Genomic DNA, 17231 nt, shown 5'->3' with positions numbered 1-17231 from the left:
CGAATTCTGGGACCCGTGGAGATTGCGAGCGGCCATCGCACCCGGGCCCTCGGCTCCAGTAAGGAGGCCCACCTTCTCGCGGCCCTGGCTCACAACGTCGGCCGACCGATCGGGCTCGACACCCTGATTCACCGCATGTGGGGCGACGACCCGCCTGGCAGCCCTCTCAGCAGCCTTTACGCCAATACGGCCCGGCTGCGGCGGCACATGGCGGAGATTGTTCAAGAGGGCGGTGGGCCCGCGCCCAACATTAAGCGTCGCTCCCACACGTACACACTGGAGACGGCGCCGGACAGCGTTGATTGGCACCGCTTCCAGCGACTGGCCTCGCAAGCCCGCTTGCTGTCCGAGGACGACGATCACCAGGCACATGACCTCTTCCGGCACGCGGAGTCGCTCTGGTACGGCGAGCCGCTGGCCGGATTGAGTGGTCCATGGGCTGAGAGCGTCCGCAGCGCGGTGTCCGAAAGACGCATCGAAGTCATGAGTGCCAGGATCGCCATCGAACTTCGCCTCGGTCACTTCGCGGATGCTGTCGCGGAGCTGACGGAGCTGGTGGTCGCGAGACCGACAGACGAGGTGCTCATAGGGCAGCTCATGATCGCAAGCCACGGTAGAGGCCTCCAGGCCGACGCGCTCAGACTGTACGCGGACCTGCGCCGCAGACTACGCGACGAACTTGGAGCCGATCCCGGTCCCGAACTGGCAGCTACGCACCAACTCATCCTGTCCCACGCGCCGGTCAGCGCTCTGATCCCTGCTGCCAGAAAGCGCTCACACCCGGTCGCGGTGCCCCAACTCATCCCCCAACACGCACAGCTCGTGGGGCGAGAACTCGAAATGAACAGCTTGATGAACCGGCTGGCCACGGCCGGTTCGGGGGCTGTGTCTTCGATTCAGTCCATATCCGGCATGGCGGGTGTCGGCAAGTCGCTGATGGCCTGGAGCGCTGCCGAGCGTCTGGCGGATCGCTATCCCGACGGCGTGCTGCACCTGGATCTGTGCACCCACGCCTTGACCCAGGAGCCCTTGACGCCGCAGACAGCTCTGGGCTGGCTGATGCGAGCGCTGGGAACGCAACCCACGAGCCTGCCGGACAGCGTGGAGGAACTGGCCGCCCTCTGGCGTGCGACGATGAGTCGGCGGCGCATGGTCGTCGTCTTTGATGACGCCTCGGGTCCGGACCAGATACGGCCACTGCTGCCCGGCAATTCTCCCTCCGTTTTTCTCATCACTAGTCGTCGCCGTCTGTCCGGACTTCCTGGTGTGCGTCCGCTCGTATTGGAGGTTCTGCCGGAGCAAGACGCCATAGCGCTGTTCCAGCAGATGATCGAGGACGACCGTGCTGATGCCTCGCAAGAAGTCGCAGAAATAGTTTCCTTGTGCGGGTACCTTCCTCTTGCGATCGAGATCGCGGCAAGCCGACTCAATTCGCGTCCCAATTGGAGTCTCGCCTACTTGGTCGAACGATTATCGCGGGAACACGCACGTATTGAAGAACTGCACGACACGGACCGTGAAATAGCAATGGCATTTTATGTTTCCTACGCCACATTGACTTTCGAGGAGCGTTCTGTCTTCAGAAGGATCAGTCTGCACCTCATACCAGAATTCGGACCACACAGTGCGGCCGCCCTCATGGGTCTTCCGGTCAATCGTGTCGAGCGCGCGATGGATTCCCTGGTGGACGCCCACTTGCTGCAGGCCCCGGCGCCGGAGCGATACCGCTACCATGACCTTCTCGCTGAGTTCTCATTGAGCCTGGAGTCAGCAGAAGACTCGCGTGAGGTCCGAGAGACCGCTCTCCGTGACTTGGTTGATTTCTACACAGCCGCTGTTGACACAGCCGACCGGATGATTCACCCCGAGAGGTCACGGCGTGACCTCGCTCTTCGGGCGGACTTTCGCGGCCGGCTTCCGTCCTGGCGTGACGCGAACGAGGCCGAAAACTGGCTGCTGGCCGAACAACGTGCGCTGATCAGCGCCGTGCGGTATGCCCATGCAAACGGGCTGCCGGATCGAGGCGCTGCCCTGGCTTGCGTCATGGCGGGGTTCTTACAGGCCGGTGGACTTTGGCTGGACGCTGAGCGTATTCACCGACAAGCCGTCCGCTACTGGCAGCAGGTCGGTGAACGTGCGGCGGAAGTTCGTGCCTGCATCGACTTGGGCACGGTCTACTCCGGTTCCGGTCAGTACGAGCAGGCTCTGAGCGCGCTCGGCAGCGCAATCACTATCGCCGTGGCGACGGGTGACATCGACGCCGAACTGGAGGCGCTGTTACAAGTGGGTACAGTCCACTGGCATCAGGGCCGTCCCGACGCCGCGTTGGAAATCCAGCGCAAAGTACTCGCACTGAGTGAAGCCAGGGGCGACCGCCGACAGACCGCACGGTGCCTCAACAATCTCGGGATCACTTCCTTGTATCTCGGGAGGTACGCGATCGCGCAGATTGTCCTGCGGGAGGCACTACGCGAATTCCGAGCCATGGGCGATCATCTGTTTCAGCGGCGAGTGCTCAATAATATGGCAGATCTGTACATACGGATGGGCGAAAAAAGTACCGCCCGGAAGATGCTGGAGGAAGCGCAGAGGATCAGGCTCCCGAATGTTAACAAATCTGATCTGGTGGTCATCGATATAACGCTGGCGAGCGCTCTCGACATGCCGGAGCAACTGGACGACTGTCTGCTGCTGTTGCGCCGATCGCTCGAATCGTCCCGAGAGCTGGGCGATCTGCGCAATCAGGTCATCTGCCTCAACGAAATGGGACGAGCGTACCGGGAGGCGGGGTACGCGGACGCCGCGCTGGGCCCGCACACTAACGCACTCGACCTCTCCCGGGCTATCGGTGCCGTCATCGAAGAGGCACAGTCACTACTTTTCCTCGGAATGACCGAGCGGCTGCTCGGTCATTATTCCTCTGCGGTCATTCATGCAGAGAAAGCCCTCGAACTCGCCCGCCGGGCACACCTACCGGTCGAAGAAGGCGAGGCTCTCATGGAAATCGCACGCCTCAAATCCGAGGCACCATTAAAGAAATGACCCGGCAACGGTGCTGTCTTCGCGCGCGCTGGTCAGCGGCGTGTGCTGAGTGAAAAGTCCGCCGGGCCGGCGCGGTTGGCGCCCGTGGTCGACCGAGCCGTAGCACCGAGTGCTTCAACAAGCGGGGTACGGGCCATGCCCTTTGCCGGAATCCGGAGAGTCGAGGAGACTCGCTTCTGATCCATCCAATCCGTCGGGAAATTCGAGATCCCCGGCACCGGTGCGGCGTATCCCTCCTCACGAGGTGACCGACACGCTGTGGAAGACGCCGGCCAAGTGCTAAATCCCCCCAGCACCCCCGCAACGGACAGTCGTCTGCGGTGGCGCGTCGGCGCGGTGCGGGCAGAGGAACGTTCCTGGGGGGCGGAGACATGGCGTCGTGGGCGACTCTCGCGCTTCTGGGCGCGGTCATGCTTCTGCTGCGCACGGTGGCGAGCGCGAACCGGAAGCTTCACCGAGAAGGACGCCGAGCACGGCCTGACCTCGTTCAGGGCTGAGCTCCAGGAATCCTGGCCCGTCGAGGCTCGGAAGCGGGGACTCACTCCCGATGGCGGAACGCCGCGGTGGTTCACGCCGAGCGCCGCGCGGTTTGGTTTTCCCCGGGACACGTCAGGTGCAACTCGGTGGGGAGACCACGATCGTGCGTACGGAGAACGACGGCCAGGCGTCCGTGTCGCTGCGGAGATGGACGCGCGCAGCCCGATGCGTCGGACCTGCCCGGCATGAATTACGACGGCTGCTCGACGAATGGGAACTGGCGTCGCTTGCCGATTCTGCGGAGATCGTGGTCTCGGAGCTCTTCACGAATGCTGTGCGTCATGTGAAGGCGCCTCGCGACCGACTTGTCGAGGCCCGGTACGAGCGGCTGGCCGGCGGCGTACGGATCGAAGTGCATGACGCGGACGCCTCCTCCTGGAAGGCGGTGCCCGAGCCGTCGCCCGAGGAGGAGTCCGGACGCGGCCTCGCGCTGGTCGACTCCATCACGGGCGGCTGCTGGGGCATGAGCGAGCGTGCCGGCGTCGGCAAGCTGGTGTGGGCGGTCGTCGATGACGGCGTTGATGGGTATGTGAGTCTGCGGGATATGCAGGACTAATCGGTAATTGGCCTGCGGGCTGCTTCTGTGCGGGGCGCCTTGTCGCTTTCAAGGTGGAAGTCGACGCGGACTGATCGTGGCTGAGCGCCGTTCCTGAATCGGGCCGAAGCTTTCTATCGATTACACCAAGGCCTCGAAAGAATAGTTCATATACCTTTCTATTGCAGCAACGTCGAATGCGTCTTTTTTTCGACCAAGGAGGCGTTTGTAGGAAAGAACGTGAGGTAAACGAACAAATCGTATGCCATCGAAAATTTCTGCAGTGTCGATCAGTTCCTCAACTGGGAAGCTATCTGTCACCCAACTCTGAAATATCTCGATCCGGCCACCCCAGAAAGATACAAAGGGATCGCGGCGGATCTTTGATAATCCGTGCTGCCCCAGATTTACGGCTCTGTTCCATGCTGGACCGCGGGCTATCACGTCCAGGTCTCCGATCTCCGTCTTCAGGCCGTGTGCCAACATGGGGCCGCTGCCGAAGATCGCAAAGTGACCAGAATCGAGGTTCAGAGCGGAGAGGCGGCGGACGAGCGGGTGGCGCATCGGCGAGGAAACTGCGGCATGGACCGTCATGGCTGTGGCCTCCAGATGGAGAGCGTGTACGGGTTTCCCCGACGGCTCGGAATGCCCGGCTCGCACCGCGGCGTTGCTGACCGACTGCCCGGGAGCATTCGGAACAGTCAGCGCGGAACCACTTCGGATTCACCAAGGTGCGGGTAGCTGATGGGGTCGGCTCACGCCTGGATCGTGCGGCACGTTCACACACAGTCGGACTCGTGCGAGGCGTGGTTGCTGCGTGTCGCGTCGGTGCGCTCGCATGCAAGCACGTTTCGGCCCGAGGTCAACTTCAGCCTTTATGGCGAGGCCGCGAGAACGATCAAGTCGAGCGTGTCGACCTGTCGCGGTCGTAGCGGTGGAGGTTCGTACGTCCGAGGGTCGTCGTGCGACGGGCTGCCGCTCGGATACCCGGAGTGCTTACGGAGCAGCGGGTACATGTGAACGTCACCGAGGTTCCCCTTGCACCATCGAAGGTGTCGAACTAAACTTTCGTACATGTCCAAGGGAACCCGCTGGAGCGAGTACGACCTTAACGATCATTGCTCCGAGAAAGACTTGGCTGACATGGAGGCCATAGGGCACCTGCTTGGCCGCGCCCGTCGGGAGCCGTTCTTCAAGGAACATGAGATGAGCGATCACGCACTCCTGATCAAGCAAGGCCATGTCATGGTCGTGCAGGGGGACCCGGGGCGGATCATCGACATTCGAGGGAAGGGCGCGATCGTCGGCGAAGCCGGCGTGTTCAGCGGAAACTCACGGTCGGCAAGCATCATCGCGCTCAACGATGTCAGGGCCGTCTACCTGCCGAGGGGGCCGTGGTTGGAGTTCCTTCACGCCCATCCGAACCTCCTCATCGCCGTGTCAGCGGCGGCGTACAAGCGAACCGAGCGGGCAAATGCCAAGCGCGCCGAAGCAGAACTCCCGATCGAGCAGCAGCTCGCCATTGAGCTGACCGAACTGGTTGACTACGGCATCGGAGAGAGATTCGCTGAAGATGATGAGGACAGCTCACGAGTTCCTATGAGTCAGGCGGAAATCTCGTCCTTGCTCGGGGAGCGAAAGCTCCAATCGGTCAAGAAGGCCATCGGAAAGCTCAGGGACAAGGGCGTCATTGGCACTGACCGACGGCGGGAAATTACAATCCGTAAACTGTCGGCGCTGCGCATAATCGCCGACGGCCTTGAGCAGGTCAATTAGGCGTCCAGGTCACGCACATGACGACGCCGTCGCCGCCGCCTGAAGCCCGGGGACCGTGATGATTTACACTGTCGCAACCGCCTGCGTTCCCCTCGCATTGGCGATCACACGGGTGCTGACCATTTGGGTGAGGGAACGCGCCTACACCATCCGACTCGGCAGTGCGGTCAAGGACTCCACTCCGGATCAGCGAGCGGAGCTCATCCGCGCCTGGGGTGAGGCAGAGAAGCGTCCCGAAAGCAATCGTAGGCCTGGATCCAACATCATTCGCACTGAAGATCGTACGCAGGACTGAAAATGCCTCATCTTTCACAGAACGTCCACCTGCTTGAACATCCCCTCATCCATGATTTTCTTGTTTTGGTCGACAAATACGACCTGGACTTGAGCGACATGGTGATCTTTGGCAGCGGGCCCCTCTTGGCGAAAGGTCTGCGAGCGAACATCCATGACCTCGATATCGTTGCCCGAAGCAAGACCTGGTGTCGGGTCCAGCGGCACGGTGTCCGATCCACAGGCCAGATCAACCGTGCCCGCATCGCGCAGTTCTGCGACGGCCGCATCCAGTTCTCCGCAGGATGGGTATCGGACGACTGGAAGGCCGCAGAGTTGATTGACAGAGCCGAGATCGTCCGAGGCCTTCCCTTTGCCCGGATCGAAAATGTCCTTGCCTACAAGCAGCTTCTCAATCGCCCGAAAGATCAGCATGACATCGAAATGTTGCGCGAGCTCGGCGTGGTGCCGGATCCACCCCCGGTGCAGCGTGAGCATTTTCCCATCGATGTGCTCGGGCGTTTCCGCGCCACCCGTTTTAGGAAGCCCGCGGCTGGAACCGAGAACTGATCCCATACATAGAGTCCAGGCCCCAACGGTCACGGCCAGCCGGTAGTAGGAGACGTGTCGGTGGAAATCCTTTCCGTCGTCGACCCGGATGATATGCGTCTGGTATCACGGCAGTCATTCGGCGTCGTTTGCTGGCTCGACCTTCCGTGTCCAGCCGGCCCGTGGTGCCCACCGCCAGCGGACCGTTGTGTCCTCGCCTGCGAGCTGGTCCGGAAAAGCAAAAGCCCCAAGTCCATGACCTGGGGCTTTACTAAAGAGCGGATGACGGGAATCGAACCCGCGCTCTGAGCTTGGGAATGACAGGGGTCTTGTCAGCGTCCATACTGGTCAGCGACTCGAGCAGGCCTTAAGTTCCCACGCGACAAGTGCCGCAGGTGGCCGTGGCTAACCGCGCCGTACCGCTGGGCGTGGTGCGGAGGCCGAGCCTTACCGGTCGTGGAGGACGGTGGGCCGGGTGACGGGGACGACGGTGAGGAGGCCGTCGAGGCCCTTGTAGTCGTCGGGGTTGGTGGTGAAGAGCGGGAGTTCTTCGGCGATCGCGATGGCGGCGATCATGAGGTCGGCGACCCGGCGGCGGGGTTTGCGGCCGGCGCTGATGACGGCTGCGCAGACCCGGCCGTAGATCCGCGCCGCGTCGGCGTCGAAGGGGATGGGGTCGAACTCGTTCTCGGCACGTTGCAGGATGTCCAGGCGCCGACCTCTTTCGGCGTGCTCGTCGTAGTCGCTCTGCTCCTCGTTCCTGCGCACCTCGTGCGGTCCCGCGGACAACTCGGCCAGGGTAATGGCGCTGATGGCGACTTCGGCGGGGAGTTCGGCGGGGTCGAGCCATTTGCGCAGAACGACGATGTTGGTGTCGAGCAGGCCCTGCGCGTACTCAGCGGGCATAGGGGTCGTCCGTCTCCTGCTCGGCCGTGGCGTCCTGGTCCGCCCGGAACGCTTCCAGGGAGACGCCTGACGCAGTGCGGGACATCGCAGCGAACTCCGAGCGCGGGACGAACCGCCTGCGTCGGCGCAGCGGGACCAGTTCCCCGATCTGGTGCCCGTCGCGGGTGACGGTGAAGGACTGGCCGCCCTGGACGGCGTCCATGATCTCTTTGGACCGGCTGCGCAGATCGCGCTGGGTGATCTCGGGCTGAGCTGCCATGCTCCGAGTGTAGCGAGCGGTGCTATTAGGTGCTACTCAGTAGCACCTGTATTTCTTCCGGCGCGCATTCGTGCAGGAGTTCGTGCAGGAGGCGGAAAGGTCTCCCCGGGGGAACGTCTCACGTGAAGGGCGACCGCAGACCGTCTCGGAACGAATGCTTGACCGCCAGGGCCGTGGCCGCCATGTGCAGGCCGATCGCTGAGTCGCCCAGACGGGCCGCGACGACGCGTTCACGGTGCCCGAAGACCTCCCTGCGCATTTCGCAGACGGTCAGGTTCGGTCGCTGGAAGTGTTCGCCCACAGGGGCTACGCGGACAGGGACCACGAATGGCTTTGTGAGCCGGCCACGAATGGAATCGACGAGGACCTTGCACTCGCACATATGAGGATCGTGCTCATGGGCATCGAGAACTGGTTCACGCCCTCTGGTAATGGCTGACATCGACCCTCCGGCCAACGAGGGCCGGGGGACAAGAGCGCCGGGTAGCGAGCCCGAGTGAGCTTTCTCGCTGCCCGCATTGCGGAGCTCTGGTACGTGCCCCCCGGCCCCAGGCGGTAAGCCCGGGGCTTTAGTAATGGAGCGGATGACGGGAATCGAACACGCGCTCTGAGCTTGGGTCCGGGAGCAGGTGTGCGCGGACGCAGCAGGCAACGGACATCGCCCCGGACTATGCAGACAAGGCTGCGCGAAGGATCGAGCACAGGGTCCCGCCCTCGGCCGCATCCTGTGACCCGTCGTCTACGGATCCTCGTGCGCCAGGATCGGCTGTCAGTGCAGGGCCCTAAGGTCGCTCGCATGGCAACCTTCCGATCCGGCTTCACGCTTCAACGCATGGTTGAGACGGCACGCGACCTCACTGAGCACGCGGGCATTCAGCGGCGCGTCGATGCGGTATTGATCCTCATGAATGGAGATCCCCGCGGGACACACGGCAAGGGAAAGCGCCTGGTGAGCGCGTTGGAGGATGTCGCTCAAGAGGCCATCCTGCATGAAGATTTTGAGCTTGCTCAGCGCTTTCAGCGATTCGCCGCCTACGCCGGAGGCGAACTGTTCCTCGAGATTCTGGAAAACTACTACGACGAGAGTGCCCGGCAGCGCAGCGAGGAATACATGCGGAGGCTGGTCGCCATGGGTGCAGGCCAAGCGGTCGCCGCACTGGACGTCCTATGCGGTGAAAAGCCTGACGCAACCGCAGCAGACGCCCGTGACCTCTTCCGAGGTATCGCCAAGTCCACCGACCACCTGGGTCTCGGGAACGGGGACGGCGACGTCAAGCTGTCCATACGGGAAGTGAGGCGGCTCCAGCAGGTGGGGCACATGGAGATACTTCTGCGGAACTTGCCAACACCGGCGTCCGCCGAGACCGCGCGGATTTTGAGTGACGTCTTGGAGGATGCTGACGCGGGGCTGTTGGCACAGCTGCTCGAGCTGAAGGCTAGGCGGGCCGGGCTCGAGGCGCTGCGGGCAGCAGTGGATGACCCGAACAGCTCCGAGAGCGCACTTCATACCCGGTTGAAGAACCAGGAGTGGATCTTCGGGGGTGCCTTCGTGGCCGAGTTGGCGCGTCGTCAGTACACGCCGGATACCATTCTCGACATTCCACTTCTGCGTCATGACGGATCGCTACATGTTGTGGAGCTAAAACGCGCGCACGTCAGAGACTTGGTCATCCGGCGCAGCGGCCACCTCATGTTGGGTGCCTCAGCCCATCACGCGGTTTCCCAGGCGCAGAACTATCTCCGTGCCATGGACGAGAACCGCGCAATGGTGCTCAGAGATTACGGCGTCGACACACGCCGAGCGTCTGCGACCGTCGTGATCGGGCATCCGCGGTACGTGACAGGAAGCGTCACACCTCAAGAGGTCGCGGAGACCCTGCGCACATACAACACCCATGCGGCACGCATAGAAGTGGTCACATACGAGACGCTGCTCGATTCGGCAGCCCGGATGCTGGCGCTCTCGTCGGTGTCGCATGTCCGTGACGAGACTAAGGAAGTCACAGGATGAGTGAAATTTCTTCTACAACTTCTTCTACATCGATCGCGTCTTATCTTGCCCTCCTGTGCGGCGGAGAGATCAGCGATAAGGACTACGTCGGGTATTTTATGAACGAGCACGGAGAGCAGCTCGTCTTTGCTCAGCAGCGAGGTGCGAAGAACGCTCGGCTCTGGCACAGTGACTCTGACTGGGAGATGTTTCGTGTTAGTGACTATTCGATACGAATTGGCGGCGTAGCGGAAGGAACGATCGTCGGTGGCTTGATGGAAGAGCTGATCACAGTCGATGACCTGATCATAACTCGCGAGGAGGCGACATGGCTTTCCTCCTGCCTTGCTGCCTCTCGCCATCTGCGTCCGCACCGTGTCTGAAAAAGATCTGGACACAACAAAGACCCCGGTCCACGACCTGTGTCCTCTTTATGGAGCGGATGACGGGAATCGAACCCGCGCTCTGAGCTTGGGAATCACACGGGGGCTGTGCCGACGTCCGTGCTGGTCAGTGCTGCGTGGGGTGGGTGAGCGTCAACCGGGACCGCGCCGCGGGTGACCGTGGCTGTCCTTGGCGTACCGCTCGATGCGGTGCGGACGTGGTGCGGTGGCCCGCTCGCTCGGGGGCGGGCCACCGTGGGTGGGCGTGGTGCCCGGTGCGGGGTCAGCCGATGGCGATCACCGGGTGGTCGGCGGGGTCGATCCACTTCATGACCTGGGTGAGGAAGGCGGCGGGTACGGCGACGCAGCCGCCGGTGGGTCCGGCTTGGGGGCCGAGGTCGTGGAGGAAGATGCCGGCACCGCGGCCCTTGACGGCCGGGCTGGTGTTGAAGTTGATGACCAGGGCGTTGTGGTACTGGGTCGGGTAGTTGACGAGGTGCTCGCTGCCGTCGTCGCTGGCCTCGGTGAGGTGGAAGCCGCCCTGGGTGTCGGTGCGCATCTGGTTGTAGTACGCGGAGGTGGGGTCCTCGACCCACCAGTCGTGCGCGGTGACGTGGTGGTAGGGCATCTCCGTACCGGGGTTGGCACCGATGCCGAAGCCGCGCGTGATGGTGTAGGTGCCGGTGGGAGTGGTGTCGGTGCCCTGCTTACGGGTCGCTCCGTTAGTGATGCCGTGCGAGCCGATCCGGGCGCCTGTGGTGGATGTCTGCTTCTGCCAGCCCTTGCTGGTCTTCTGCCAGAGCGTGACCGTGGCGTGGGAGCCGGATGCCTTGACGGTGATCACCTGAGTGGCGTTGCCGACGGTGACGGGAACGGGGAAGGGGCTGGGCGTGGTGACGTAGGACCCGGCGGGCAGGGTGAGGTGTTGGCCCGGGCGGATGGTGTAGGGAGACGCGATGTGGCTGGCGGCGGCGAGTTTGGTCCAGCCTCCGGGCACGTGCTCCTTGACGGCGATGCCTGACAGGGTGTCGCCGGACACGACGGTGTACGAGGTGACCGGGGTCCTACCCGGCGCGGTGGTCGCAGCCTGCGCGCTGTTGGATGCGGCGACCGCCGAGACCGCGGCGGCGGCACTTAGCGCGGCGGTCACGGAGGCGCGGCGTGCTACGGGGGTCCGTGGCTTTGCGTGGCGCCCGGAAGAGGCGTTCATCGAAGTGGCTTTCCTTTGCCGGTCGAATGACGGAGTAATGAGGGGCAGGACGAGGCGAAGCCGTCACCAGCTCAGCCCGAGTTCGACGCGGGCTCCGTATGCCGCCCGGGTGCCCTTCCCTGGGTAGGCCCACAGGATGTTCCCGGGACCGCGGGTGACGATGTCGGGATTGCCGTCGCCGGTGACGTCGGCGAGGCCCGCGACGAGGAAGCTGGTCCAGCCGGTGCCGAGTTGGACACGGGCGGTCGCGGTGTCGTGGGCGGTGTCGCCGGGGTAGAGCCAGAGGATTCCGGTCGAGTCCATGGCGAGCATGTCCATGTGCCCGTCCTTGTCCCAGTCGGCAAGTCCCTCCAGGGTGTAGGTGCTCATGCTGGTGCCGATCTGGACGCGGGTGCCCAGCGTGCTGGTGCCGTTGACGGCGCCGCTGCCGGGGTAGTTCCAGAGGTTTCCGCTGCCGTCCTCGGCGATGACGTCCGGGTGCCCGTCACCGTTCCAGTCCCGGACTCCGGCGAAGACGTAATTGGTCCAGCCGGTGCCGAGTTGGACACGTGCGGTGGCGGTGTCGTGGTTGGCGTCACCGGGGTACAGCCAGAGAGTCCCCGAGGCGTCCTTCGCCACGATGTCGGCGTAGCCGTCGCCGTTGAAGTCCGCGATGCCGGCCACGGTGTAGCCGGAGAAGCCCCAGCCGACAAGGGTGCCGTTGGCGGTGTCGGGGCTGTGCGTGCCGTCGCCGGGGTACATCCACAGATCGCCCGACGGCGTCTCGGCCACCAGGTCCGAGGTGCCGTCGCCGTTGAAGTCCACGGTGTCGGCGAAGGTGTAGGGACCGCCGCCAGCGGCGCCCTGCTGGTACAGGGCTCCGGCCTGGTTGCCGGTGAGGGCGTAGTCGTAGGCCTGGACGCCGCTGACGGAGCCGGACAGGAGGTCGGTCGGGCTGCCGTTGTACAGGCCCCGGCCGACGGTGAAGGCGTCGGGTGCGTTCCACGCCGTCACGCCGCCGGCCGACCCGGCGAGGGCGCCATTGACGTAGAGCTGGGTCGTCTTCGTGGCCGCGTTGTACACGCCGACGAGGTGGGTCCACAGATTCGCCGACGGGCCGGTGGCGTACGCGTAGCTGAAGGTGGGACCGCTCACGTCCGCGCTGGTGGTGGCGAAGGCCCAGGTGGGCGCGCTGGTGTGGGAGTAGTTGTACTGAAGGTAGAAGGCGCTGTTCCGGCTTCCCTCCTGGGCGGCGATGGTCATGTTGTGCGTGGGCAGCGAGCTGGGTCTGACCCAGGCCGAGACGCTGAAGCTGCGGCTGGTGTCCAGCACGGGTGAGGCGCTCGAAGCGGTGCCGTCGGTTCCGTCGAGGTTCAGTACAGTGCCGCGCAGCGCGTCGTCGCCCCAGGTGGCGCCGGTCGCGGAGAGGGTGAGCGTGGCGTTGCCGGTATTGGGGTTCAGGACCGTGCCAGGCGTCTGCGCCGTGTCGGTGGCCGCGGTGTCCGTCACCACCGGCATGCCGTTGCCGTCGTCCATCGCCCAGGTGTCCTGCGGTGTCAGCAGGGCATTAGCGACGGAGCCGTAGGCCCGCAGGCTCAGGTTGACGTGATCGCCGCTGTCCGCGAAGGGCGCCAGCCGCTCCTCGCCGTGGTACGCGCCGGGCACCGCGACCGCGGAATCCAGGTCCGCGAAGTACGTCGCCGGGGTGGCCCACGGGTTGCCCAGGTTCAATCCGCCGAGGAACGCGTTGACGTCCGTGCGGTTGTCGTCGACGGTCGAGGTGCAGGGGTCGTTGGTGGTCGCCCCGTCCCCGTTGTATCCCTGGCAGGGCGTCAGGGACGTGAGGACGACATCGATCCCCCATGCCTGCAACTGCTGCACGAGGGCGGTGTATCCGTTGGTCTCCAGATCGGTGCTGGTGGTGCTGCCGCCGAGGAGGTCTTCGAGTCCTTCGTCGACGACGACGGTGTTGATGCCCGGCTGGTCCAGGACGTCGCGGTCGATCCGCGACAGCGCGGACGGTCCGCCAATCGGACTGCCCTGGTACGTCTCGGGGTTGTCGGTCATGAGCTGGTTCGACTCGATGCCTTCGGCCAGTACGCCGAAGGGAGCGGCGGTCGTAGGCTCGGTCGCGGCGAGGGCGTCCGACACCCGGGAGCCGTTGGAATTCGGTGGTGTGGTGTTGGGCTGGAACGGGTCCACCAGATGGTCACCCAGCACCGCCTCGGTCGGCACGCCCGCTGTCTGGACATCGAGTCCGGTGACGAGTTGGGTGAAGTTTCCGTAGGCCGCGGCGGTCGTTGTGAAGGGAGTTGCGCTGGTGCTCGTGGTGAGGTCCCCCGAGCCCACGGCGCTCACATAGGAGTACGAACCGTTGGCGTACGAATGCGTCACCACGTAGGGCACCGAGTTGGTGAGGTGGTACGAGAGCAGCAGGTAATGCCCGGCGGTGACGGCGAAGTTGATCGGGTCGCTGTACACCATGCCGCCGACCGGCACGGTCACGGACTGGGCGCCGCCGAAGGTGAGGGAGGTCGGGGTGCCCGAGGGCACCGGGGTGAACGCGGTGGCGTTCGAGCTGAGTGCGACGGTGGCATGGCCGATGCTCAGCTTGCTCGTGCCCTCGCCGTTGTCGAGCTTGACGCGTACGGTGCCGCCCGAGATCGAGGGCTGAAGGGCCGTTCGGAACGTCTGGTTGCTGTAATTCACCGAACCGCTGAGCAGGTTGGAGTTGTTCTCGTTGGGGTTGGCCCAGGCGCCGGTCCACGACTGTCCCGTGGCCGGGGCCTTGTAGGTGCCGTTGGCCTCGGGGGTGCCGGCGGTGGTGTTACGGGTGGTCATGCCGAAGATGTGCAGGGCTTGATTCTGGAAGCCGATGTGATTGCCGACGTCCGGCAGGGTCACGGAGGCGATGGTTTTGGCCGGGTCGCTGGGTACCGAGAACGCGAACAGCCCGTGGGCCCCGGCGTGCGTGCCGGTGGCGTCGTTACGGTGCGGCAGCGAGACCACCGGCAACGACCCGCTCATGTCCCACCAGTTGGGGACGGTCAGGTAGTACCTGGACGTCGTGCCGTCGGTGTAGTTGACCGAACCGGCGGCCGCGCATGCGCCTTGCGGATCGGCGCCGTCGAAGCAGTACGAGCCGGAGACCGTCCGGCCCGCGGGCACGTAGGGCGCCGTCTGATCGCCGTCGATCGCTCCGGGAGTGGCGAGCTGGGAGTCGGTCGCGGTGGTGAGGAATTCCAGCGCGCTGCCGGATCCGCTGAACGAGACGGTCTGATTGGCTGCGAGGACGTTGTCCTTCTGCCCGGCGCCGAAGGCCGGAAGTGTGAAGGTGGCGCCGTCGACCGTGACTTTTCCGCCGCTGGCCCAGCCGGCGTTCGCCAGGTCCGTGGCCGAGAAACTGTCGCCGCTCCCGTCGATGTCGGCCTGCGCGGTGTTGCTGTCGGAGCTGATGCCGGTGTTGTTGAAGCACGCGGTCAGGCTGGCGCAGGTGCTGCCGGGGTCACCGACGGCGAGGAACGGGTATCCCGTGGTGCCGGATTCGTCACCGGCCGCGTCAACGGCGTATACCCACAGGGTGTGCGGCCCGGGGGAGTAGGGAGTGACCGTGAGGGTCGCGGCATTGGCGGTGGCGGTCACGGTCCGCGCGGCCGGGGGGTTGCTCGTTGCCGGCGGGACGTCCACCGACCACACGAACTTGGTCGCGCTGCTGCCGCCGGAGGTGGCCACGTCGAACTTCCCCGCGGTGCCGGCCGGCGCACCGGCGCCGCCGTCCTGATCGGTATTGGGGAACAGATCGTTCTCCGAGGTGACGTCCGGAGCGTCGGGGGCGGTGGGTTCGGCGGTGAAGTGGCAGGTGGGAGACTGGGCGAAGGTGGTGGAGTCCTTGCCGTCGGTGACCTCGACCTGCCAGTCGACGGTCTTGCCGTCGGTGAGGGCGGAGATGAAGCTCGCGGGCAGGGAGAATTTCGCGTACGTACCGCTCGCCAGATTGTCGTTGCTCAGGCCGGTGGGTTTGGTCGCGGTGCTGCCGTCGACCCAGTACTGGAAAGTCGCCCGGAGCTTGTCGCCGTCCTTGTCCGACACCTTGGCCTCCAGGACCGGTGGCGTGCTGGCCAGGGTCTTGCCCATGACGGGGTACGGGGCGGTGGTGTCGCACGCCGCGTCGTGACTGCCGGAGACGGCCGCCATGGTCGCGGTGGTCGGTACCGACGGACGGTTGTTGTAGTCGATCTGGAGGCTGGGATTGTGCCCGAAGCGGGAGAAGCCGAGGTCGTTGTGCGACTTCTCCGGCCCGTCCTCGCTGAGGGTGGCGGTGAACGATGTCGCGTGCGCCGAGGCGTCGGCCTTGATCGGGGTGAGGACGTTGAAACCGTGACTCACCGTGTCGTTGCCGGGGCACAGATCCGGGTTGTACGACCGGCTGAAGTCCACCGCGGTCGAATAGCTGTTGTACTTGGGCCGGTTGCTCCAGTCGGTGCCCGAGCCGATGCCGCCCGACCAGTGCAGATCGACCGCGTACGTGCCCGAGCAGGCCGCGCTGTAGACCTCGGTGGCCTCCACCGTCGCGCTGCCGATGTCCGCGCCGAACAGCGTGGAGGGCAGTTTCCACTGGTAGACGGCGTGCTCGTCACCCGTGTGGCAGTCGCCCTCCTGCCACCCGTTGTATCCGACGCCGAGGTTTCCGCTGTCGGCGAGCTGCGTCGTCTTGTTGTAGAAGGAGACGCCCGGGCAGCCTTGCTTGACCTCGTCGAACGCGGGCGTGCCGCCCGTGGCCGGGTGCCAGTTGAACGTCGGGTCGATGTAGACGGGGAAGACCGTCGAGGGCGCTCTCAGTAGCCGCCGGTCGGGCGAGAGAGTGATCGCCGACGAGGTGGCCGCGGTGCCGACGAGGGCCACTCGGGCCGCGAGACCGGCGTGGGCGGCGTCCGAGGGGTCCGCCGCGGTACGGGTCGTCGTGTGCTGCCGCGCCGGGAGCTTCTTGTTGGAGTCCCACATCAGCGCGGTGGCGGCGGTGAGGATCTCGTCGCCCTTGCTGCTGCGTATGCCGAGCCCGTCCTTCGTCCGCCGGATGCCGCCGCCGGCCACCGTGGTGCTCAGCCGGATCCGTGCCAGGGCCGGATTCGCTGCGGCCGACGCCGACTTGACGACCAGAGTGTCGCTGAATCCGCCGCTTTCGGTGGCACCCACCTGGAGGTCGACCGAGGGGAACACCTCGGGATAGGTCGCCGTGCTGCCGCGCACGACCGGCTTCGGGAGTGCCTTCGGCCACCGTACGGTCATGGTGACCCCGTCGTAGCTGCTCCTGACCAGCGCCCTCGTGCCGCCGCCGGAGAAGGAGACCGAGCCGTACGCGGTCGCCGTCGGGACCCAACTCCCGTCGTGTGCCTGGAGCGTGGTGTCGACCGGGACCCAGGCGCCGTTCTTCTCGGTGCGCACCGGCAGGGGATTGGCGTCCAGTTGGAAGCCGCCGCCCGGAAGCGCGGTGAGCTGCTGGTCGGGAGCGGTGAGCGCGCTGACGACGGTAGGTCTGCCGGTCGCCTTCGCGGTGGCCGCGGCGGCCTGCATCGCCTTCTGCTGCGCGGCGTTGGGACCGTAGCCGTCCGCGAGCCGCGGCACCTCGGGGCCGGCCGCGTGGTCCGCGGTGACAGGAGCGGAGTGCCCGGGACCCGAGGGGTGTGATCCGTCCGGCTGCCGGGGCGGTACGGCGAAGGCCGGCGCCGCCGCGGCCGCCGAGGCGAGCAGCACGAGCGCCGCCACGACGGCAGTCCTCGGTCGCACTGACCGAC

The 17231-nt window shown here is 65.1% G+C and carries 11 protein-coding genes; 5 read left to right on the top strand and 6 right to left on the bottom strand.

The features are described 5' to 3' along the window. Nucleotides 1–15: 15 nt before the first annotated feature. On the top strand, nucleotides 16–3042 hold the full coding sequence (locus ACFY9V_RS00600) for a BTAD domain-containing putative transcriptional regulator (RefSeq protein WP_391158338.1): 3027 nt from the start codon (nucleotides 16–18) through the stop codon (nucleotides 3040–3042). A gap of 640 nt (nucleotides 3043–3682) precedes the next feature. Then, nucleotides 3683–4135, top strand: a complete 453-nt coding sequence (locus tag ACFY9V_RS00595) for an ATP-binding protein (RefSeq protein WP_391158337.1) — start codon at nucleotides 3683–3685, stop codon at nucleotides 4133–4135. 120 nt (nucleotides 4136–4255) lie between these two features. Here the strand turns inward: ACFY9V_RS00595 and ACFY9V_RS00590 are convergent, their stop codons facing one another. Then, complete coding sequence (locus ACFY9V_RS00590; RefSeq protein WP_391158336.1) at nucleotides 4256–4708, bottom strand: hypothetical protein; 453 nt, start codon at nucleotides 4706–4708, stop codon at nucleotides 4256–4258. A gap of 480 nt (nucleotides 4709–5188) precedes the next feature. On the opposite strand from ACFY9V_RS00590, the gene ACFY9V_RS00585 reads away from it, so the two are divergent. Continuing rightward, nucleotides 5189–5890: a cyclic nucleotide-binding domain-containing protein gene (locus tag ACFY9V_RS00585; RefSeq protein ID WP_391158334.1), complete on the top strand. Its 702-nt coding sequence runs from the start codon at nucleotides 5189–5191 to the stop codon at nucleotides 5888–5890. A gap of 309 nt (nucleotides 5891–6199) precedes the next feature. Here ACFY9V_RS00585 and ACFY9V_RS00580 read toward each other — a convergent pair whose 3' ends face one another. From ACFY9V_RS00580 to ACFY9V_RS00570, 3 genes are all read right to left on the bottom strand, one after another. Then, nucleotides 6200–6739 (bottom strand): hypothetical protein, encoded by a 540-nt coding sequence (locus ACFY9V_RS00580; RefSeq protein ID WP_391158332.1) that lies wholly within the window; start codon nucleotides 6737–6739, stop codon nucleotides 6200–6202. A 420-nt stretch (nucleotides 6740–7159) separates the two neighbouring features. Next, a complete protein-coding gene (locus ACFY9V_RS00575; RefSeq protein ID WP_391158331.1) occupies nucleotides 7160–7618 on the bottom strand; it encodes a PIN domain-containing protein in 459 nt (152 codons plus the stop codon). After that, nucleotides 7608–7877, bottom strand: a complete 270-nt coding sequence (locus ACFY9V_RS00570; RefSeq protein ID WP_391158330.1) for a prevent-host-death protein — start codon at nucleotides 7875–7877, stop codon at nucleotides 7608–7610. Before ACFY9V_RS00570 ends, ACFY9V_RS00575 begins: the two co-directional genes overlap by 11 nt. A gap of 796 nt (nucleotides 7878–8673) precedes the next feature. Between ACFY9V_RS00570 and ACFY9V_RS00565 the strand changes: the two genes are divergently transcribed. Together ACFY9V_RS00565 and ACFY9V_RS00560 are read left to right on the top strand one after the other, a co-directional pair. Then, nucleotides 8674–9888 carry a Shedu anti-phage system protein SduA domain-containing protein gene (locus ACFY9V_RS00565; protein ID WP_391158328.1) on the top strand — a complete coding sequence of 405 codons (1215 nt, stop codon included), beginning with the start codon at nucleotides 8674–8676 and terminating at the stop codon, nucleotides 9886–9888. Further along, nucleotides 9885–10250, top strand: a complete 366-nt coding sequence (locus ACFY9V_RS00560; protein ID WP_391158326.1) for a hypothetical protein — start codon at nucleotides 9885–9887, stop codon at nucleotides 10248–10250. The genes ACFY9V_RS00565 and ACFY9V_RS00560 overlap by 4 nt, the downstream gene beginning before the upstream one ends. Nucleotides 10251–10533: 283 nt before the next feature. Here the strand turns inward: ACFY9V_RS00560 and ACFY9V_RS00555 are convergent, their stop codons facing one another. Then, nucleotides 10534–11400 (bottom strand): LysM peptidoglycan-binding domain-containing protein, encoded by an 867-nt coding sequence (locus ACFY9V_RS00555; RefSeq protein ID WP_391158324.1) that lies wholly within the window; start codon nucleotides 11398–11400, stop codon nucleotides 10534–10536. Between the two features lie 123 nt (nucleotides 11401–11523). Continuing rightward, complete coding sequence (locus ACFY9V_RS00550; protein ID WP_391158322.1) at nucleotides 11524–17202, bottom strand: LamG-like jellyroll fold domain-containing protein; 5679 nt, start codon at nucleotides 17200–17202, stop codon at nucleotides 11524–11526. Between the last annotated feature and the right edge of the window lie 29 nt (nucleotides 17203–17231).

It is taken from the genome of Streptomyces sp. NPDC008317 (assembly GCF_042955955.1).
Lineage (GTDB): Bacteria > Actinomycetota > Actinomycetes > Streptomycetales > Streptomycetaceae > Actinacidiphila.
This window is presented reverse-complemented; position numbering and strand designations above follow the sequence as displayed.